This window comes from Ruegeria sp. N11, assembly GCF_056531525.1.
In genome coordinates, this window is the sequence record NZ_JBQFLX010000003.1 from 44,327 (window position 1) to 62,080 (window position 17,754).

Annotated in this window: 20 protein-coding genes; 9 read left to right on the forward strand and 11 right to left on the reverse strand. The window is 59.2% G+C overall.

Annotation, left to right across the window (positions count from 1 at the left end; all coding sequences use genetic code 11):
• Positions 1 to 35: 35 nt before the first annotated feature.
• Genes ACR0J8_RS03840 through ACR0J8_RS03860 form a run of 5 tightly spaced genes read left to right on the forward strand, consistent with a single transcriptional unit; the run spans position 36 to position 5,401 of the window.
• Positions 36 to 500, forward strand: a complete 465-nt coding sequence (locus ACR0J8_RS03840) for a DUF4440 domain-containing protein (RefSeq protein ID WP_480888900.1) — start codon at positions 36 to 38, stop codon at positions 498 to 500.
• Positions 501 to 549: 49 nt separating this feature from the next.
• A complete protein-coding gene (locus ACR0J8_RS03845) occupies positions 550 to 3,345 on the forward strand; it encodes a bifunctional [glutamine synthetase] adenylyltransferase/[glutamine synthetase]-adenylyl-L-tyrosine phosphorylase (RefSeq protein ID WP_480888901.1) in 2,796 nt (931 codons plus the stop codon).
• Positions 3,329 to 3,601: a hypothetical protein gene (locus ACR0J8_RS03850; RefSeq protein ID WP_480522467.1), complete on the forward strand. Its 273-nt coding sequence runs from the start codon at positions 3,329 to 3,331 to the stop codon at positions 3,599 to 3,601. The genes ACR0J8_RS03845 and ACR0J8_RS03850 overlap by 17 nt, the downstream gene beginning before the upstream one ends.
• A 43-nt stretch (positions 3,602 to 3,644) precedes the next feature.
• Positions 3,645 to 4,853 (forward strand): RSP_2647 family RNA methyltransferase, encoded by a 1,209-nt coding sequence (locus ACR0J8_RS03855; RefSeq protein WP_480522466.1) that lies wholly within the window; start codon positions 3,645 to 3,647, stop codon positions 4,851 to 4,853.
• The gene (locus ACR0J8_RS03860) at positions 4,850 to 5,401 is read left to right on the forward strand and encodes an RSP_2648 family PIN domain-containing protein (protein ID WP_480888902.1); all 552 of its coding nucleotides are present in this window, start codon (positions 4,850 to 4,852) and stop codon (positions 5,399 to 5,401) included. Before ACR0J8_RS03855 ends, ACR0J8_RS03860 begins: the two co-directional genes overlap by 4 nt.
• A gap of 45 nt (positions 5,402 to 5,446) precedes the next feature.
• On the opposite strand, the gene ACR0J8_RS03865 is transcribed toward ACR0J8_RS03860, so the two are convergent.
• From ACR0J8_RS03865 to ACR0J8_RS03895, 7 genes are all read right to left on the reverse strand, one after another.
• Positions 5,447 to 6,136, reverse strand: a complete 690-nt coding sequence (locus ACR0J8_RS03865) for a M48 family metallopeptidase (protein ID WP_170805531.1) — start codon at positions 6,134 to 6,136, stop codon at positions 5,447 to 5,449.
• A gap of 81 nt (positions 6,137 to 6,217) precedes the next feature.
• On the reverse strand, positions 6,218 to 6,514 hold the full coding sequence (locus tag ACR0J8_RS03870; RefSeq protein WP_480888903.1) for an antibiotic biosynthesis monooxygenase family protein: 297 nt from the start codon (positions 6,512 to 6,514) through the stop codon (positions 6,218 to 6,220).
• A gap of 74 nt (positions 6,515 to 6,588) precedes the next feature.
• Positions 6,589 to 7,773, reverse strand: a complete 1,185-nt coding sequence (locus tag ACR0J8_RS03875) for a vWA domain-containing protein (protein WP_480522463.1) — start codon at positions 7,771 to 7,773, stop codon at positions 6,589 to 6,591.
• Between the two features lie 4 nt (positions 7,774 to 7,777).
• Positions 7,778 to 7,948 carry a hypothetical protein gene (locus tag ACR0J8_RS03880; protein ID WP_480522462.1) on the reverse strand — a complete coding sequence of 57 codons (171 nt, stop codon included), beginning with the start codon at positions 7,946 to 7,948 and terminating at the stop codon, positions 7,778 to 7,780.
• A 7-nt stretch (positions 7,949 to 7,955) separates the two neighbouring features.
• Positions 7,956 to 9,323 carry a DUF2927 domain-containing protein gene (locus ACR0J8_RS03885; RefSeq protein ID WP_480888904.1) on the reverse strand — a complete coding sequence of 456 codons (1,368 nt, stop codon included), beginning with the start codon at positions 9,321 to 9,323 and terminating at the stop codon, positions 7,956 to 7,958.
• Positions 9,320 to 9,769, reverse strand: a complete 450-nt coding sequence (locus tag ACR0J8_RS03890; RefSeq protein ID WP_480522460.1) for an N-acetyltransferase family protein — start codon at positions 9,767 to 9,769, stop codon at positions 9,320 to 9,322. Before ACR0J8_RS03890 ends, ACR0J8_RS03885 begins: the two co-directional genes overlap by 4 nt.
• A 129-nt stretch (positions 9,770 to 9,898) precedes the next feature.
• Positions 9,899 to 10,744 carry an AAA family ATPase gene (locus ACR0J8_RS03895; protein ID WP_170610468.1) on the reverse strand — a complete coding sequence of 282 codons (846 nt, stop codon included), beginning with the start codon at positions 10,742 to 10,744 and terminating at the stop codon, positions 9,899 to 9,901.
• A 382-nt stretch (positions 10,745 to 11,126) separates the two neighbouring features.
• Between ACR0J8_RS03895 and dksA the strand changes: the two genes are divergently transcribed.
• Both dksA and ACR0J8_RS03905 read left to right on the forward strand, forming a co-directional pair.
• Positions 11,127 to 11,549, forward strand: coding sequence for an RNA polymerase-binding protein DksA (dksA, locus tag ACR0J8_RS03900; RefSeq protein ID WP_170610471.1), 423 nt, complete (start codon positions 11,127 to 11,129; stop codon positions 11,547 to 11,549).
• 72 nt (positions 11,550 to 11,621) lie between these two features.
• A complete protein-coding gene (locus ACR0J8_RS03905) occupies positions 11,622 to 12,770 on the forward strand; it encodes an FAD-dependent monooxygenase (protein WP_480522459.1) in 1,149 nt (382 codons plus the stop codon).
• A 4-nt stretch (positions 12,771 to 12,774) separates the two neighbouring features.
• Here the strand turns inward: ACR0J8_RS03905 and xth are convergent, their stop codons facing one another.
• The 3 genes from xth to ACR0J8_RS03920 all read right to left on the reverse strand — a co-directional run bounded on the left by xth (position 12,775) and on the right by ACR0J8_RS03920 (position 14,080).
• Positions 12,775 to 13,554 carry an exodeoxyribonuclease III gene (gene xth, locus ACR0J8_RS03910; protein ID WP_480888905.1) on the reverse strand — a complete coding sequence of 260 codons (780 nt, stop codon included), beginning with the start codon at positions 13,552 to 13,554 and terminating at the stop codon, positions 12,775 to 12,777.
• Positions 13,551 to 13,682: a hypothetical protein gene (locus tag ACR0J8_RS03915; RefSeq protein WP_480888906.1), complete on the reverse strand. Its 132-nt coding sequence runs from the start codon at positions 13,680 to 13,682 to the stop codon at positions 13,551 to 13,553. The genes xth and ACR0J8_RS03915 overlap by 4 nt, the downstream gene beginning before the upstream one ends.
• A gap of 74 nt (positions 13,683 to 13,756) precedes the next feature.
• Positions 13,757 to 14,080 (reverse strand): HesB/IscA family protein, encoded by a 324-nt coding sequence (locus ACR0J8_RS03920; protein WP_480522457.1) that lies wholly within the window; start codon positions 14,078 to 14,080, stop codon positions 13,757 to 13,759.
• 76 nt (positions 14,081 to 14,156) lie between these two features.
• Here ACR0J8_RS03920 and ACR0J8_RS03925 point away from each other — a divergent pair, with 76 nt between their 5' ends.
• Entirely contained in the window at positions 14,157 to 15,314 is a 1,158-nt protein-coding gene (locus ACR0J8_RS03925) for a deoxyguanosinetriphosphate triphosphohydrolase (RefSeq protein WP_480522456.1), read from the forward strand.
• On the opposite strand, the gene ACR0J8_RS03930 is transcribed toward ACR0J8_RS03925, so the two are convergent.
• Positions 15,315 to 15,866 carry a putative pterin-binding protein gene (locus tag ACR0J8_RS03930; protein WP_480888907.1) on the reverse strand — a complete coding sequence of 184 codons (552 nt, stop codon included), beginning with the start codon at positions 15,864 to 15,866 and terminating at the stop codon, positions 15,315 to 15,317.
• Between the two features lie 132 nt (positions 15,867 to 15,998).
• Here ACR0J8_RS03930 and argS point away from each other — a divergent pair, with 132 nt between their 5' ends.
• Positions 15,999 to 17,744 (forward strand): arginine--tRNA ligase, encoded by a 1,746-nt coding sequence (gene argS, locus ACR0J8_RS03935; RefSeq protein WP_480522454.1) that lies wholly within the window; start codon positions 15,999 to 16,001, stop codon positions 17,742 to 17,744.
• Positions 17,745 to 17,754 lie beyond the last annotated feature (10 nt).

The following is a 17,754-nucleotide window of genomic DNA, read 5'->3' on the forward strand; positions in this document are numbered from 1 at the left end:
GATGGGAGCGGAAAAACCGGGTTGCAAGGGGTAATGTGAAAAAGATTTACATTTTGGCAATTTCCTCAACTGCGGTTGACGCAGGGGCATCACTCGCGCAGGTTCCGGCTATGGATGACCGCGAATACAAATCCGCCCCGACATTGGAAGAAATCCTTTCGCTTGAACGCCAGGTCTGGACGGCGCTGGTCGAGGGGGACGCGACGGCTGACCGGGCCTTGCTGAGCCCGGATTTCTTAGGCGTATACCTAACGGGCTTTGCGAACCGTGACGCTCATGTCGGGCAGTTCGCGGATGCGCCGACGATGGCCAGTTTTGAACTCGGCGATGCGAGGCTCCGGGTTTTGACGGAGGACATCGTATTGCTGAGTTATCGCGCTGACTACACGCGCCCGAATTCGAAGATGAAAGAGGCGATGTTGATTTCATCTCTTTGGGAAAGGCGGCACGGCGTTTGGGTTAACAGTTTCAGTCAGGACACGCCTTTGACCGGAGAGTGACCGGATTGTCTCATTGACGTTGCTCAACGGTGATGCGCAACCTGCGCGCATGACAGATGCACTTGCCATTATTCGCGCACCGCTCGCCTATGATCCCGTTTTGGGGGCCGAGACGCGGGCGTTGGTGCCTGATCTGACCAGCGAACAAGGTGATCTGATCGCCGGAACAGCCGGTTCCAGTCCTTATCTGAAAAGCCTTGTTGAACGAGAGGCCGAATGGCTGTCGGGCGCATTGCACCACCCTGATCAGGCGCTGGCAGATGTGATGGATGCCGCCCGTGCATTGCCGCCGGATCAGTTGAAACCGGGATTGCGGCAGGCCAAGCGGCGCGTGGCCTTGCTGACCGCGCTTGCTGATCTGTCCGGGGTCTGGCCTCTGGAAAAAGTGACTGCAGCGCTGACCGATTTTGGTGCGCTGGCAGCGGATGTCGCTGCCAAGGCGGAAATCACGGCTCTGATCAGACGCGGCAAACTGCCGGGAATGACCGAGGAAGATGTTGTAAACGCTGCCGGAATGGTCATCCTGGCTATGGGCAAGATGGGTGCGCACGAACTGAACTACAGTTCGGACATCGATCTGATCATCTTGTTTGACGAGACACGTTTCGAACCGGATGATTTCTATGACGCGCGGCAAAGCATGGTGCGCGCGACCCGCAATTTCTGCGCCACGCTGAGCGAGAAAACCGCTGATGGCTATGTATTCCGCACCGATCTGCGCCTGCGCCCCGACCCGGCCGTAACACCGGTCTGCATGGCGATGGAAGCGGCGGAACGGTACTATGAAAGCCTGGGTCGCACTTGGGAACGTGCCGCCTATATCAAGGCGCGCCCCTGCGCGGGCGATATTGCGGCCGGAGACAGGTTTCTTGACGCGCTGCGCCCCTTTGTCTGGCGCCGCCATCTGGACTTTGCAGCGATTCAGGACGCCCACGACATGCGCTTGCGCATTCGGGAAAACAAGGGGACCGGCGGCACGCTGACCATCCCGGGCCATGACATGAAACTGGGGCAGGGTGGCATTCGGGAAATCGAGTTCTTCACCCAGACACGCCAGTTGATTGCGGGTGGCCGCGACCCGGATCTGCGGCTGCGCGCAACGGTTCCGGGGTTGGCGGCGCTGGCGAACAAGGGGTGGGTGCCGCAGGACGTTTCAGAAAAGCTCAGCGATCACTACCGCGCCCATCGCGAGGTTGAGCACCGCATCCAGATGGTTCACGACGCCCAGACCCACAAGGTTCCGAAATCCGAAGACGGAATTGAACGCGTCGCCTGCCTGATGGGGATCAGCAGCGCCGCGTTGCAATCGGACCTGACCCGCAGGCTGACCGAAGTACATGAACTGACCGAAGGGTTTTTCGCCCCGGGGCATGGCCCACGGCCGACCTCGGTAGAAAGCGTAGAATTTGACAAGAACGTTTTGGCCCGCTGGCCGACTTACCCCGCTTTGCGCTCGCAGCGCGGCGCACGGATATTCGAACGCCTGAAGCCCGAATTGCTCTCGCGTCTGGCCAAGACAGCCCAGCCCGACGAGGCCTTGCAGGCGCTTGATGGGTTTCTGGCCGGATTGCCCGCCGGTGTGCAGCTGTTTTCCCTGTTCGAAGCCAACCCGCAACTGATCGACCTGCTGATCGATATTGTTGGCACTTCACACGCGCTGGCTACGCATCTGTCGCGCAACGCTTCGGTTTTTGATGCCGTCATAGGCGGCAGTTTCTTTGCCGATTGGCCCGGGCAGGCCGCGCTTGAGGCTGAGTTGACGCAGGCGTTGTCTGGTGAGGACGATTATGAATCCCGGCTGGATCTGGCACGGCGCTGGTGCAAGGAATGGCATTTCCGCATCGGTGTACACCACTTGCGCGGATTGATTGACGGTGTAGAGGCCGGGCGGCAATACGCCGAACTGGCTCATGCCGTGATCGCCGCAATCCTGCCCTGCGTGGCCGAACAGTTTGCCCGCAAACATGGTCCGGCGCCGGGGCGCGGGGCCGTGGTTCTGGGCATGGGCTCGCTAGGGGCGGGGCAGATCAACTCGCAATCCGATCTGGACATGATTGTAATCTATGATCCGCTGGATCAGGATATGTCGGACGGGCCGCGTCCGTTGGGCACGCGTCCGTATTTTGCCCGATTTACACAGGCCCTGATCACCGCCTTGTCTGCGCCGATGTCGCAAGGACGGCTTTATGAGGTCGATATGCGCCTGCGCCCCTCCGGCAATCAGGGTCCGGTGGCTACAAGCTGGGCCAGTTTTACCAATTACCAGAAAAATGAGGCCTGGGTGTGGGAACATCTGGCGCTGACCCGTGCCCGCGTCGTGGGCGGTGACCCGGACCTTGGCGCTGCGATCGAAACCTTCCGCGCAGATTTCATGGCGCAGCCGCGCGACCGGGACAAGATCTTGCGGGAGGTCGCCGAAATGCGGGAACGGCTTGCCGCCGCAAAATCGCCGGCTGGTATCTGGGATGCCAAGAACGGCCCGGGGCGGATGATGGATATCGAACTTATGGCCGAAACCGGAGCGTTGCTGGCAGGCATTCCCCAACGCGACGTGCATTCCGGGCTTGACGGCGCGGTCGCTGCCGGGTTGCTGGATGTCGCGCAGGCACAATCTCTGAAAGACTGTTACGACCTATGCTGGTCGGTACAATGCGCTGCGCGACTGCTGTCGGGTAAAGTGATCGAGGCTGATCAGATCGGCGAAGGCGGCACCGCCTTCCTTTGCCGGGCCACTGGATTTGATCAGGTCAGCCAGTTGCAGAACGCGCTGCAGGAAAGCTACGATACGGCCGCCCGGCTGATCGGGGTGGTGATGCAAGGGGAAGACGATGGGCCGAAACACTGATCCAAACGATCACAAGGGTCTGATACTCGAGGCCTATCGTATAGACGGCATCACTTTGCCCGAATGCCGCAGTATCTTTCTGGACTGGGCGCTCAGCCTGCCTGCGGATCGTGATCAGACGCAGGCCCTGACCGAGTTGCACGCGGCTTACGCAACTGAAAATGCTGAACATCCTATGACGCAGGTGCTGAGTGAGGGGCTGCAAACCGCTCAGGCTCCGAAGCGGCGCGGCGGCTGGCGCGGGCGCGACAGGTAAACAAGGGGTTTCGCAGACCTGCGTTCGCCACTAAGAGGGCGCCATGACCCAGCCTGCTGAAACAGATCGCCCTTCCATCCGTCTGAAACCCAAAGCCAACGCGCGCGGTCTGCGCCATGGTTTTCCTTGGGTTTATGCCAACGACATCGTCACCGACCGCCGCACGCGCAAGATCGCAGCAGGCGCGCTTGCCGTTCTGGAAGACGACAAACGGGCGCCGATCGCGCTAGTGGCGGTCAACCCGGATTCAAAAATCATGTGCCGCGTTCTCGATCGCGATCTGAACGCGCAGATTGATGCAGCGTGGTTTGAAACCCGCCTGACACGGGCGCTGGAGATGCGCGAGCGTTTGTTCGACGCACCCTATTATCGCCTCGTGCATGCCGAGGCCGACGGATTCCCGGGCGTCATCATCGATCGTTTTGGTGACGCCTGCGTGATCCAGCCTAACGCAGCTTGGGCCGAAGCCCATCTGGACAGGCTGACGGATGCGCTGGTCAAGGTGACCGGGGTTTCCACGGTGCTCAAGAATGCCTCTGGTCGTACGCGCGGGCTGGAAGGGCTGGATGATGTGAACATGACCCTGCGCGGTACAGCCCCGGATGCTCCGTTGCACGTTCCGATGAATGGCGCGACCTACATGGCCGATCTGACGGGTGGCCAGAAAACCGGTCTGTTCTACGATCAACGCCCAAATCACGCCTTTGCCGCCAGACTGGTGCATCCCGGTGCTCAGGTACTGGACGTGTTCAGCCATGTGGGCGGCTTCGGTCTGGCGATGTTGGCGGGCGGCGCTGCTGGTGCGCTATCCGTGGATGGATCTGCAGCAGCGCTGGATCTGGCGACCAAGGGGGCCGCGGCCTCCGGCTTTTTGGACCGCTTCAGCACCCGGCAGGGTGATGCGTTCGATGTTTTGACCCAGCTGGGCGAAGAAGGGGGCCGCTTTGACGTGGTGGTCTGCGACCCCCCGGCATTTGCACCTTCGAAACAAGCGCTTGATGCAGGTTTGCGGGCTTATGAACGTATTGCGCGTCTGGCCGCCCCGCTGGTCAAACCCGGCGGGTATCTGGGCTTGTGCTCCTGTTCCCACGCGGCGGATCTGGGCCGCTTCAGGGACGCATCCGCCCGCGGGATCGGGCGGGCCGGGCGGCAGGCGCAACTGATCCACACAGGTTTCGCCGGTTCCGACCACCCGCAACTGCCGCAACTGGCCGAAAGCGGCTACCTCAAAGCGGTGTTCTTCCGACTGTGAAGGCGGTTCTGGACACCTGCGTCATCTACCCCACCGTGATGCGAGAGATGCTGCTGGGCGCGGCCCATCTGGGCCATTTCACACCTGTCTGGTCGGACCGTATCCTCGAGGAATGGGCCCGTGCCGCGCGCAAGCTGGGTCCTAACGGTGAAATGCAGGCCCGCGCCGAAATCGCTTTGACACAGACGCAATGGCCGGGCGCAGCAAAGTCAGCGGCTCCGGGTATCGAAAACCGACTGTGGCTGCCTGATGCTGCGGACATCCACGTGCTGGCAACTGCAGTCGCCAGTTCCGCTGATGTGATTGTCACGGTAAACGCCAAGGATTTTCCCAGAAACCTTCTGGCCGAAGAGGGCCTTGAACGGATCGACCCCGATACATTTCTGCATGGTTTCTGGACTACCGACCCCAACGGAATGGCCCAAAACGCCGCGCGCGTTCTGGCCGAAGCCAACCGTCTGTCCGGCGATCAATGGACCATGCGCGCGCTCATGAAAAAGGCCCGCCTGCCGCGTCTGGGCAAAGCGCTGCATACGACTTCTGTTTGAAAGTCCCTCGGAGAGCGAAAGGGGCGGCGCCCCCAAGTTCCGGCCCTATCCGTTTGATCCCCAACGCTGTTCAAGGACTTCCAGCGCCGCAATCCGTTCATCCGTCTTCGGGTGACTCATCAACCAGGCCGGAACAACGCCCGCACGCTGCTGGGTCAGGCCTTCCAGCTTGTGAAACAGTGATTTTTGCGGGCCAATTCCAATTCCCGCCTTGGTCAGAAGCGCAGCGGCGTACTCATCCGCTTCATACTCATCGCCACGCGACAGTCGCGATGCCAGCAGATGCGTCAGCATATTTGCAATCCAGGCACCGATGAAGGGAATGAACCGGTTCAGCAGCATCATCAGCGCTGCGCGCAAAGCGTTCTGCCCGGAAAAGTCGATCATCCGCCGCCGTGCATGTCCAAGCGCAACATGGCCCAGCTCATGAGCGATGACGCTGGCCATTTCTTCGGCGGAAACCTCTCCGTTTGCGAATTTCCGGTAAAAGCCGCGTGTGATGAAGATGCGGCCATCCGGCGAGGCCAGCCCGTTAACCGGGTCAATCTCGTAAATATAGACCGGCACCCGATCCACATTCAAAGCGGCAGCCAGCCGGTCGGTCATCCGCTTCAGGGCCGGGTCTGCCAGTTCGGTCGATTTGGCATCCAGTTCCCGATGCGTGCGCCAGACCGATATGCGATACATCACGACGGCATAGGCTATGGCCAGCAGGATCGGGGTCAGACGAAGCATAGTTCAGATATGGGCGTGCAGGCCGGTCAGGGCAACCTGAATTCTCGGATTGAACGCTTGTTTTGATCTGGGCATTTGAACTCAGGTTTCGACCAGATTGTAGTGCTTTATCAATCTGCTTTCGACCAGTTCAGCCTCGGCGGGGTCGATATGCGGGCTGGTGTAATCTTCCCCGACAAAGGCTTTCAGGGCGTCCAAACTCTCCCAAACCATGACAAAACTGAATTCTCTGGGGGTCTCTTTCCGCGGCGCACCGGGAAGCACATTTACGATTCCCTTAGTGCTTTTCATAAGCGGAATAGCGGTTTCATGGAATAACCTGCCAAACTCTTCCTCTTTGCCAGGGCGTGTTACAACCTGAAAGATGCGAATGATCATTTTCGTGTACCTCTCCGACATGGTGAGAATGGTACATCATAACATGGTGCGCCTTGCGCCCGGCTCCCCTGACGTTACCGCGTCAGTTCGCGCATCCCTTGCTCCAGTCCAGCCAGTGTCATCGGCACCATGCGATCCTCGAAAATCTCGCGGATCATTCCGATCGAGTGAGTGTATTCCCAGTATTTCTCGGGGACCGGATTGATCCACAGGTTCGATGTCCACTGCTCGCGCGCGCGTTGCATCCAGACCTGACCGGCCTCTTTGTTCCAATGCTCGTTCGCGCCACCGGGATAGGCGATCTCGTAAGGGCTCATCGAAGCGTCGCCGACAAAGATACACTTGTAGTCCGGACCATAGGTGCGCAGCACTTCGTGGGTCGGTGTCTGTTGATCCCAACGACGGCGATTGTCGCGCCAGACGCCTTCATAGAGGCAGTTGTGGAAATAGTAGTATTCAAGATGCTTGAACTCGGTCCGGGCGGCCGAGAACAGCTCCTCGACCACCTTGATATGCGGGTCCATCGAACCGCCCACGTCCAGAAACAGCAGCACTTTTACGGCGTTGTGACGTTCAGGCCGGGTTTTGACATCCAGATAGCCGTGTTCGGCCGTGGCGCGGATGGTTCCGTCCAGATCCAGTTCTTCGGCAGCCCCTTCACGGGCCCAGCGACGCAGGCGTTTCAGTGCCACTTTGATGTTGCGGGTGCCCAGTTCAACTGTGTCGTCTAAGTTCTTGAATTCACGCTTATCCCAGACCTTGACCGCGCGCTGATGGCGGCTTTCCTTTTGACCGATCCGGACGCCTTCGGGATTGTAGCCATAGGCGCCGAACGGCGAGGTTCCGGCGGTGCCGATCCACTTGTTGCCGCCCTGGTGGCGGCCTTGCTGCTCTTTCAGACGCTCGCGCAGCGTCTCCATCAGCTTTTCAAACCCGCCCAGAGCCTCGATTTCGGCCTTTTCCTCGTCGCTAAGGTGCTTTTCAGCCATCCTGGCAAGCCAGTCGGCGGGGATATCGACCGCCTCCAGCACCTGATCGAAACTGATTTCGTTCAGTCCTTCGAAGCTGGCGGCAAAGGCCCGGTCGAATTTGTCGATGTTGCGTTCGTCCTTCACCATCGACACACGGGCGAGGTAATAGAAGGCCTCAACATCATAGGTGGCAAGCCCTTTTTTCATCCCTTCCAGAAACGTCAGATACTCGCGCAGAGACACCGGAATGCCTGCTTTGCGAAGGTTTTCGAAGAAGGGCAGAAACATCGGATCAGGCCACCAGACGAACCAGGATCAGGGACATCACCAAACCCACCAATGCGAACGCGATGCCGTATCCGGCGGCGTATTGTGCAATGTCCGCCCCGGACCCATTGCGTTTTCGCGCGGTCAGCGCCCCCAGAATTGCGCCCAGAACCGCCATGCCCAAAACCACTACCATTCGCCCGTCATCCGTTGTTTTCAGTGTTGGCGTTCGTCGCGGCGACTTCCTGAGTCACGGAACGCATTACCAGATCCGAGCCGAAGCCGTATCTTGCCCACCCAAGACTGTCCAGCCTGACGGCGCGTGCCTGTTCCGGGCGACCGGCCTGATTGAGAGATTCGGATTTCAACAGCAGCAGCGTGGCCAGGATCGAGGCGTTTTCGGCCCTTGTCATGACATCAATCGCGTTGTCCAGTTGAGGCAGAACCTCCGGCCCTCTGCCTTGCGCCAGCGAATAGGCTGCAGTCTGTGTCGTGACATGCGCCCTATGAACTTCGGTGCCGGGGGTCTGCATCAGATATTGCATGGCAATGTCGTACTGACGTTTCGCTTCCAGCGGGTCATCGAACTGGGCCATGCGGCCCAACAGATAGTGTGGGTAAGCGCGGCGATGATCTGTCCAGCCGCGCGCTTTTCCGATCCGCGCTGCGTTCTCGGCTGCCCGGACCTGTCTGGACGAGCCCTGACCCAGCCCAAGCGCCTTCTGTATCGCAACAATCCACTCGCGCGGCGTTTCCGAAACGGGTTGCTTCGGCAATCTGTCACCGCGTGGGTTCAGGCGGCTCAGAACTCCGGGCAGGGCGGCCGCGACCTGTTCAGGGGTCATGCCGTTGCGCAGTTCGGGCGCGTAGGCGGTGCGCAGGATCAGCATGTCAAAGCCGGTCAGGACGGTGTGGATATTGTCGTCGTTGAAAACCGAATCCGGCAGGTGATACAGGTCATTCAGCGGCCCCAGCGCTTGCGCCAGTTCCTCGTGAAGGCAGTCGCGCATTTCCTGTGGGCTAACGTCGAATGGGATGAAAATCCCCAGACGATCGCGCTTGCGCAATTCGGTCCAGTTGCTTTTGCGTTTACGCCGGTCGCGGCGGTATTCTTCAAAACTGGATGCGTTTGGCACCACAAAACAGGCGGCATTGGGCAAGATGCTGTGGATTTGTTTCTGACCGACCGCCTCGATGGTAATGTTGGCCTGACCGTCCCTGATCTGACGGATGTCGATCCCGGCTTCACGTTGCAGGCGGGTCAGCAACCTGTTCAGATCGCGTTGCATGCTGGCGGTCGGAGTGCCGGTCAACCGGACAGTGACCGGACCTTCAAAGCGCGTGAACACGGGCAGAACCGCGCCGGATTCCAGTGCGAAATGCAGCGACATAAAATCAGCAGCGATGTTTCCGTTCGAGCGCGCGGGCGGCATCGGATAAGATCTTGTGAACATCTTTGCCGGGGGCAGCACGGTTTCCACCGCTTGCACCCGGGTCGGGGGTTCCGTCGTTTTGACAGACGCACAGCCCGCCAATGCGGCCGCCAGACAAAGAGCACCCCATCGCATCATGGGCGCTGATACCTGATAAACGGTGTCTGCTTTCCAATGCGGTCGTAGAGTTTTCGGGCAGTATGATTGAAATCCTGGGTCAACCAGTAGACTGACGGCGCACCTTGGCGATCCGCCTCGTCATAGACCGCCTGGATTAGTGCCCGCCCGACACCCGTGCCGCGCGCTTCGGGGCGTGCGAACAGATCCTGCAGATAGCAAACCTGTTCAACCTTCCAGGCGTGGCGGTGAAACAGGAAATGAGTCAGCCCGATCAGTTGCCCGTCCAGTTCGGCAACGAAACAGGAAAAATCACTTGGGTCATCTCCCAGAAGACGGGAAAAGGTCGTGTCATAGACGTCGTCCGGAACCGATGTTTCGTAGAACGCCAGGTAGTCGCGCCACATGTCGGACCACTGATCCCGGTCCTCGTTACGCAAGGGGCGAACTGTTGGGGCGTCGGGCATCTGTTGCAGATCCTGTCAATTCATGTCGGTTTCGGGGCGCGATGCGCCGGGGCTGGCCGGAGTTATGCTGACACCCGGTCGGACCCAAGGCAACCCGCGATCACCCGATGTTCAGCCAGATCGGCGGAATTACCGCTTGCTGCGCGCCATGAAAGCAAGGCGTTCGAACAAATGCACGTCCTGCTCGTTCTTAAGCAGTGCGCCATGCAGCTTGGGCAGAGCGTTGACACCATCACGCTTCAGGTCTTCGGCTGTCAGATCCTCGGCCAGAAGCAGCTTGAGCCAGTCCAGCACTTCCGAGGTCGAAGGTTTTTTCTTCAACCCCTGAGTTTCGCGGATTTCGTAGAACTGGGTCAGGGCCGTGGTCAGCAGCGCGTCCTTGATGCCTGGGTGGTGCACGTCGACGATCCGGCGCATCGTGGCCTCATCCGGAAAGCGGATGTAGTGGAAGAAGCAGCGGCGCAGGAATGCGTCGGGCAGTTCTTTTTCGTTGTTCGAGGTAATGATTACGATCGGCCGGTTTTTGGCGCGGATGGTCTCTCCGGTCTCGTAGACATGGAACTCCATCTTGTCGAGCTCCTGCAGCAGGTCGTTTGGAAACTCGATATCGGCCTTGTCGATCTCATCGATCAGCAGAACGACCTTTTCGTCCGTCTCGAATGCCTGCCACAGCTTGCCCTTGCGGATGTAGTTTGACACGTCGTGCACACGCTCTTCGCCCAGCTGGCTGTCGCGCAGGCGGCTGACGGCATCGTATTCATACAGACCCTGTTGCGCGCGCGTGGTCGACTTTATGTTCCATTCGATCATTCTCAGACCCAGCGCACCGGCCACCTGCTTTGCCAGTTCGGTCTTGCCAGTACCGGGCTCACCTTTGACCAGCAACGGGCGTTCAAGGGTCACAGCGGCATTGACGGCGATATTGAGGTCGTCTGTGGCAACATATTCGGCTGTACCTTGGAAACGTGTGGTCATTGGGCCCCCGTGTCGTATCGTGCCCGTCATGGGCGGAATTTGCGCCCCTTGGGGTACAGAGGGCGGGCGGGTTTGACAACCCGCGCCGCTGCGTCCGTGCAGGCAAAATTGCAGCCCGGGAAGGCCAGGGAATTGATTCGCCCTCATCCTAAAGTTGCGCTGTTAACAAACTGCCCGGAAAAGGCCCGGAAAACTCCACAGAAAAACAAGGTTCTCCCTTGCAAAGTATCATTATTAGATACTGACATGATGACGGCGCAGCAGTCCGGGTTTTGTGTAGTGACATTCCCTGTGCCGTCGGATAAATGCTGCGCAGAGGGGGTGCCAAATGTCAGGTGAAACGACCGCGACCGACGTTTCTGGCCGTACCGAGGGAGCACAAATGAAACAGGAAGTTTTTCTGCCGGAAGATTATCGACCGGCCGAAGATGAACCGTTCATGAACGACCGCCAGCTTGAATATTTTCGACGCAAGCTGACCGATTGGAAGAATGAACTATTGGCAGGCAGCCGCGATACCATCGAAGGGTTGCAGGGCAACACGCGTAACATCCCGGATGTCGCAGACCGCGCAAGCGAGGAAACCGACCGCGCGCTGGAACTGCGTACCCGTGATCGTCAGCGCAAGCTGGTGGCCAAGATCGACTCGGCGCTGCGCCGGATTGACGAGGGCGAATACGGGTATTGCGAGATGACGGGCGATCCGATCTCGCTCAAGCGACTGGATGCGCGTCCGATTGCGACCATGACGCTTGAGGCGCAAGAGCGTCACGAGCGCCGTGAAAAAGTCCACCGCGACGATTAACCGCCGGAATATTGCAATTCAAAAACGCCGGGGCCATTGGCTCCGGCGTTTTTTGTGCGGTAAGTCTGATTCATGAATACTCAGGGTTTGAAAATCGCGGTTGTGGGCGCCGGAATCGGCGGCCTTGCCGCCGCCTCCGCATTGCGTCAGACCGGGGCTGATGTGGTGGTCCTTGAACAGGCCAGTGACATCAGCGAGGTCGGGGCCGGGTTGCAGATCAGTGCCAACGGCATGGTGGTGCTGAAAGCATTGGGTGCGGTGAGTGGTGCCATCGAAGCTGGCCAGCGGTCCTATGGAACGGTTTTACGTGATTACAAAACCGGCCGCTTCATCAGCCGAATACGGGAACCTTCGGCAGGTCCCACTTATTACTATCACCGGGCGGACCTGATTGAATTGCTGCTGAACTCCGCCCAGGCGGCCGGCGTGGAAATCCGTTTGAACAGCCAAGTTCAGGACATCCGGGAAGACGACGACAATGTCGAGATCCGGATGGCGAACGGTGATCTGCTGACGGTCGATTGTCTGATCGCGGCAGATGGCGGCCGCAGCGCCATTCGTCCCTATCTGAACGGAGAAGAGATACCAGGTTTTTCCCATCAGGTTGCCTGGCGCGCGACAATCCCCTGGAGTGTCGAGCTGAGCGCACCCAAGGCGCATTTGACGATGGGGCCGGGGCAGCATGTCGTGACTTATCCCCTGCGGGATCAGAGCCTTATGAACATTGTCGCGATCGAGGAACGATCAGACTGGCAACAGGAAGACTGGCGCCTTGCGGGTGATCCGGAGGAATTGCGCCAACGGTTCTCGGATTTTGGCGGAAAAGTGCGTGAGATTCTGGGCGAAGTGCAAGAGACTTTTGTCTGGGCGCTTCACCTTCGGCCGGTTGCACGGAAATGGCAGAATGGACGCATTGCCTTGCTGGGGGATGCCGCCCATCCGACGCTTCCGTTCATGGCGCAGGGCGCCTGTCTCGCACTGGAAGATGCACTGATACTGGCGCGTTCGTTTCAGGCCGACGGTCTGGCGGATGCGCTTGGCAATTATGAAACCGCGCGCGCTGCGCGCGCCAGACAGGTAGTCGAAACGGCAACTGCCAATGCGCGCAACTTTCATCTGCGCGGGCCGATGCGCGTAGCAGCACAGATGGCACTGACCGCGATGGGGCCGCGACTGGGGCGGCGGTATGAGTGGATCTACAGCTACGACGCCACGGCGTGACGACTTACAGATCGAAATCGACCCAGACCGGAACGTGGTCGGATGGTTTTTCCTGTCCGCGAACCTCGGCATCGATCCGGCAATCGCGCATCAGGTCGGCCGCTTGCGGGGTCAGCAGAAAATGATCAATGCGAATGCCGTCATTCTTGTTCCAGGCTCCGGCCTGATAATCCCAGAATGAATAGTGGCCCGGCCCCTGCGTGCGTGCCCGAAAGGCCTCGGTAAACCCAAGGTTCAGGATCTTGCGAAACGCCGCACGGCTGTCCGGGCGAAACAGGGCGTCGTCGCGCCAGGCGTCCGGACGTTTGGCATCTTCGGCCTGAGGGATGATGTTGTAGTCACCGGCCATCAAGGCGGGCTCTTCACTGGCCAGCAGATCTTTGGCCCGCTCATAAAGTCGGTCCATCCACGCCTGTTTGTAATCGTATTTCGGTCCCGGAGCGGGATTGCCGTTCGGCAGATACAAACCGCAAATGCGCAGGGCCTTTTTGCCGACGACAGTCGCCTCGATCCAGCGTGCCTGTTCATCTGCATCATCGCCCGGCAATCCGCGGGTCACGTCCTCAAGCGGCAACTTGGAAAGGATGGCCACGCCATTGAAACTTTTCTGGCCGTGTGTCTCGACGTTGTATCCCCGCTCTTCGAACATTTCCCGTGGGAAATCCTCGTCTACCGATTTGATCTCCTGAAGAAGCACCACATCCGGTTGCGCATCGTCCAGCCACCGGGGCAGCGCTTCGGCCCGCGCCTTGATGCCATTGATGTTGAATGTGGCGATTTTCATGCGCGGTCCTCCGTGGCTTTGAGCAACCTATCGCCCAGAAAAGGCACGGCGGCAAGATCATGGACGGATTCGCGGGGCTCGGCTTCGCCGTTCGAGGTTCTTTTGAACAGAAGAAGAGCAGGGACCATGCTTCTTTTGTTTGCAAACGCCTTGGGGGGGGCGGGTCTTTCCCGGGGTGGGGGTAGAGCCCCCATTTGAGTCGCTACATTGAGAAAGATGTGCCGCAGCCACAGGAGGACGTGGCATTGGGATTATCAACCACAAACCGCGCCCCGATCAGTTCCTGCGAGAAATCGATCACCGCATTTTCAAGAAACGGCAACGAGACCGAGTCCACAATGACCTTCTGGCCTTTTCCTTCCAGAACAAGGTCATCCTCTTTCGGGATGTCCAGCGCGATTTCGTATTGAAAACCGGAACATCCGCCGCCTTCCACTGCAACGCGCAGGGCCTGACCCTGATCTGCCGCGCCGATTTCGGCTAGGCGATCAAAAGCGCGTTCTGTAACTGTCGGAGGCAGATTCATGCCGGGCTCCAAAGGTTTATTTCCGCATTACCTTACAATATAGAAATTGCAAGGACAGGCGACAAGGACAAGACTATTGGAGCGAGCGTGTTTTGCCTCGGATCCGGGCCGCGCAAGGGGGCGGCTTGTTCCCGAGGAGGAAAGCAGTTTCCGGTCATGCTTTCAGCGCGACCGCGACAGGATCATTCATGCCAGCGCGTTTCGACGCCTCAAGCACAAGACGCAGGTGTTTGTCGAGCATGAGGGTGACAGCTATCGCACGCGCCTGACCCATTCCATCGAAGTCGCTCAGGTCGCGCGCACGATTGCTGGCGCGTTGCGGCTGAACCCCGAACTGACCGAGGCCGTCGCGCTGGCACATGATCTGGGGCATACACCTTTCGGGCACACCGGCGAGGACGCATTGCACGCTTTGATGAAACCCTATGGCGGCTTTGATCATAACGCCCAAGCCATTCGGATCGTCACGAGGCTGGAGCGCCATTATGCCGAGTTTGATGGTTGCAACCTGACCTGGGAATGTCTGGAAGGCATCGCAAAGCACAACGGCCCGGTTGTCGGTGACCTGCCGTGGGCACTGGCGGAATGCAATCAGGGTTTCGACCTTGAACTGCACACCCATGCAAGTGCCGAGGCTCAGGTGGCTGCGCTGTCGGATGACATTGCCTATAACAACCACGACCTGCTGGATGGCTTGCGCGCAGGTTTGTTTTCGGACGATGAAATCCTGCAACTTCCTATCGTCGGCGATTGCTACTCGGAAGTGGATCAAAAATACCCGGGTCTGGACGCGTACCGTCGTCGGCATGAAGCGCTTCGGCGGGTCTTTGGTGTTATGGTCGCTGATGTCATCGACACATCAACCAAACTGATTGCGGCTTCCGGCGCGCAATCGGTCGAGGATATTCGCAACCTTGGCTATCCGGTTGTGCGGTTCTCGGACGACTTGTGGGCGCGGCTCCGGGAAATCCGGGCCTTCTTGTTTTCGCGCATGTATCGCGCGCCCAGCGTCATGAAAGTGCGGGCCCAGGTCGGTCAAGTTGTTGAAGACCTGTTCCCCATCTACCTGAGCGATCCGAAACAGATGCCCGCGCGCTGGCACGAGGACATCGAAGCTGCCCAAAGTGAAACCGCGTTGGCGCGCATAGTCTCGGACTATATCGCCGGTATGACGGACCGGTTCGCCTTGCAGGATCACGCAAGGCTGACCGGTGTTTCTGCTACGAAGGACTGACTACTCGACCCCAATATAGGCCAGCGCCCAGACCTGTTGCCCGGATTGTGTCTGGGCTAGGTCGGCGTCATCGGTGGGCGGGAATACGATCATGGTGGGGCCATATCCGCCGATCCCCATTGGTGCGCCATCTGCGTGGGTCGCAACAATGGGCTTGTGGGCGGCGATGCTGTCCCACGCAATTTCGGCTTGATAGCCGTCCATGGCCATGGGCTTTGCTGTTTTGCCTTCCGCACCCGCCATCTTCATCACGTCCGACAGAAGTGGCCCGGAAAAGGCAATCTCTCGCTTGTTTCCTTCGCGGCCATAGGTGATTGAAATCTCGGTCTGTTCCAGCGCATCCAGCATTGCGGCATCAAAGCCTGCGCCGCCATCGTGCTGGACCTCGAGGTATCCCAGCAATCCGCCATCATTTTCGCTGCGCGCGGGCAGGTTTGTCTGCGATACCGCACCGCCCAGCGTTAGCAACACGTGGTCTTGGGGCGAAGGCATATCCGCCCAAACCGGCAGGGATGTTGTCAGCAGCAGGGCAAGGGGCAGGGCAAGGCGCATAATTGGTACTCCTGTTGGTGGTTTTTGCCGACATTAGCCCGGTTCACGTCTAAACCAAGCCTAAACTGATCGCTTCCATTGACCTTGCCGCTTTGCGTGGTAAACCGCCGGGCAAGCAAAAGGACATCCGAAATGAACCTGTTTTCCGAGATCCGCGGCCTCGTTCTGGACGCGCTGGCACAGATGCAGTCCGAAGGCGCTTTGCCCGAGGGGTTGAGCTTTGACAACGTGGCGGTCGAACCGCCGCGCGATGCCGCACATGGCGACATGGCGACCAACGCGGCGATGGTGCTGGCGAAACCAGCAAAGATGAAGCCGCGCGACATTGCCGATGTTCTGGCCGGGAAACTGGCGGCGGATGACCGGATCACCAGTGCCGAAGTAGCCGGACCGGGCTTTTTGAACCTGCGGCTCGCGCCATCCGTGTGGCAGGGTGTTCTGGCTGCTGTGCTTGAGAAGGGCACAGACTATGGCCGTTCGACCATGGGTCACGGGCAGAAAGTGAACGTGGAATACGTGTCCGCAAACCCCACCGGTCCGCTGCACGTGGGCCATACGCGGGGCGCGGTGTTCGGGGATGCTTTGGCAAGCTTGCTGGCATATTCGGGTCATGACGTGACGCGTGAATATTACATCAACGACGGCGGCGCGCAGGTCGATGTGCTGGCGCGGTCTGCCTATGAACGCTATCGCGAAGCCAACGGACTGAGCCCCGAGATCGCCGAAGGGCTGTATCCCGGGGATTACCTGATCCCGATCGGTGAAGCGCTGAAAGAGAAATACGGCGACAGCCTGATCGATAAGCCGGAAAGCGAATGGCTGGAAGAGCTGCGCGACTTTGCCACCGATGCGATGATGGATCTGATCCGGGCCGATCTGAAGGCGCTGGGCGTCGAAATGGACGTGTTCTTCTCCGAAAAGTCGCTCTACGGCACGGGCCGGATCGAGGCGGCGCTGCAATCGCTGACCGACAAGGGCCTGATCTACGAAGGTGTGCTGGAACCACCCAAGGGCAAAAAGCCCGAGGATTGGGAACCGCGCGAGCAGACCCTGTTCAAGTCGACCCAGCATGGCGACGATGTCGACCGTCCGGTCAAAAAGTCGGACGGCAGCTGGACTTATTTCGCCCCGGACATCGCCTATCACTATGACAAGGTTAGCCGCGGCTTTGACGCGTTGATCGATGTGTTCGGTGCCGACCACGGTGGCTATGTCAAACGGATGAAGGCGGCTGTATCGGCGCTGTCCGATGGCAAGGTGCCGCTGGATATCAAGCTGACCCAGTTGGTGAAACTGTGGAAGAATGGCGAGCCGTTCAAGATGTCAAAACGGGCAGGGAACTTTGTCACTCTGCGCGATGTGGTCGATCAGGTTGGGCCAGACGTGACCCGCTTTGTGATGCTGACCCGCAAGAACGACGCGCCGTTGGATTTCGATTTCGACAAGGTGCTGGAACAGAGCCGCGAGAACCCCGTGTTCTACGTGCAGTACGCCCATGCCCGCGTCATGAGCGTGCTGCGCCGCGCAGCCGAGGCGGCGATTGCCACGGATGACGCGACCCTTGCCGGGGCGGATTTGGGCAAGAACGACCATGCCTCTGAACTGACGGTCGCCAAGAAACTGGCCGAATGGCCGCGCTTGGTTGAAATCGCCGCGCGTACCAACGAGCCGCACCGGGTTGCATTCTACCTGTACGAGCTTGCGGGCGACTTCCACGCGCTGTGGAACAAAGGCAACGACGAAACCCAACTGCGCTTTATCCAGGATGGCGATGTTGCCACAAGCCAGTCGAAAATCGCTTTGGCCCGGGCCGTTTCTGTTGTGATTTCAGCGGGCTTGGGTATTCTTGGCGTCACTCCGGCGCAGGAGATGCGGTAACCAACACCGC

Coding starts and splice junctions, on each gene's coding strand:
- ACR0J8_RS03845 (WP_480888901.1), top strand. CDS start 550: ATGACAGATGCACTTGCCATTATTCGCGCACCGCTCGCCTATGATCCC.
- ACR0J8_RS03850 (WP_480522467.1), top strand. CDS start 3,329: ATGGGCCGAAACACTGATCCAAACGATCACAAGGGTCTGATACTCGAG.
- ACR0J8_RS03855 (WP_480522466.1), top strand. CDS start 3,645: ATGACCCAGCCTGCTGAAACAGATCGCCCTTCCATCCGTCTGAAACCC.
- ACR0J8_RS03865 (WP_170805531.1), bottom strand. CDS start 6,136: ATGCTTCGTCTGACCCCGATCCTGCTGGCCATAGCCTATGCCGTCGTG.
- ACR0J8_RS03870 (WP_480888903.1), bottom strand. CDS start 6,514: ATGATCATTCGCATCTTTCAGGTTGTAACACGCCCTGGCAAAGAGGAA.
- ACR0J8_RS03875 (WP_480522463.1), bottom strand. CDS start 7,773: ATGTTTCTGCCCTTCTTCGAAAACCTTCGCAAAGCAGGCATTCCGGTG.
- ACR0J8_RS03880 (WP_480522462.1), bottom strand. CDS start 7,948: ATGGTAGTGGTTTTGGGCATGGCGGTTCTGGGCGCAATTCTGGGGGCG.
- ACR0J8_RS03885 (WP_480888904.1), bottom strand. CDS start 9,323: ATGATGCGATGGGGTGCTCTTTGTCTGGCGGCCGCATTGGCGGGCTGT.
- ACR0J8_RS03890 (WP_480522460.1), bottom strand. CDS start 9,769: ATGCCCGACGCCCCAACAGTTCGCCCCTTGCGTAACGAGGACCGGGAT.
- ACR0J8_RS03895 (WP_170610468.1), bottom strand. CDS start 10,744: ATGACCACACGTTTCCAAGGTACAGCCGAATATGTTGCCACAGACGAC.
- dksA (WP_170610471.1), top strand. CDS start 11,127: ATGAAACAGGAAGTTTTTCTGCCGGAAGATTATCGACCGGCCGAAGAT.
- ACR0J8_RS03905 (WP_480522459.1), top strand. CDS start 11,622: ATGAATACTCAGGGTTTGAAAATCGCGGTTGTGGGCGCCGGAATCGGC.
- xth (WP_480888905.1), bottom strand. CDS start 13,554: ATGAAAATCGCCACATTCAACATCAATGGCATCAAGGCGCGGGCCGAA.
- ACR0J8_RS03915 (WP_480888906.1), bottom strand. CDS start 13,682: ATGGTCCCTGCTCTTCTTCTGTTCAAAAGAACCTCGAACGGCGAAGCC.
- ACR0J8_RS03920 (WP_480522457.1), bottom strand. CDS start 14,080: ATGAATCTGCCTCCGACAGTTACAGAACGCGCTTTTGATCGCCTAGCC.
- ACR0J8_RS03930 (WP_480888907.1), bottom strand. CDS start 15,866: ATGCGCCTTGCCCTGCCCCTTGCCCTGCTGCTGACAACATCCCTGCCG.
- argS (WP_480522454.1), top strand. CDS start 15,999: ATGAACCTGTTTTCCGAGATCCGCGGCCTCGTTCTGGACGCGCTGGCA.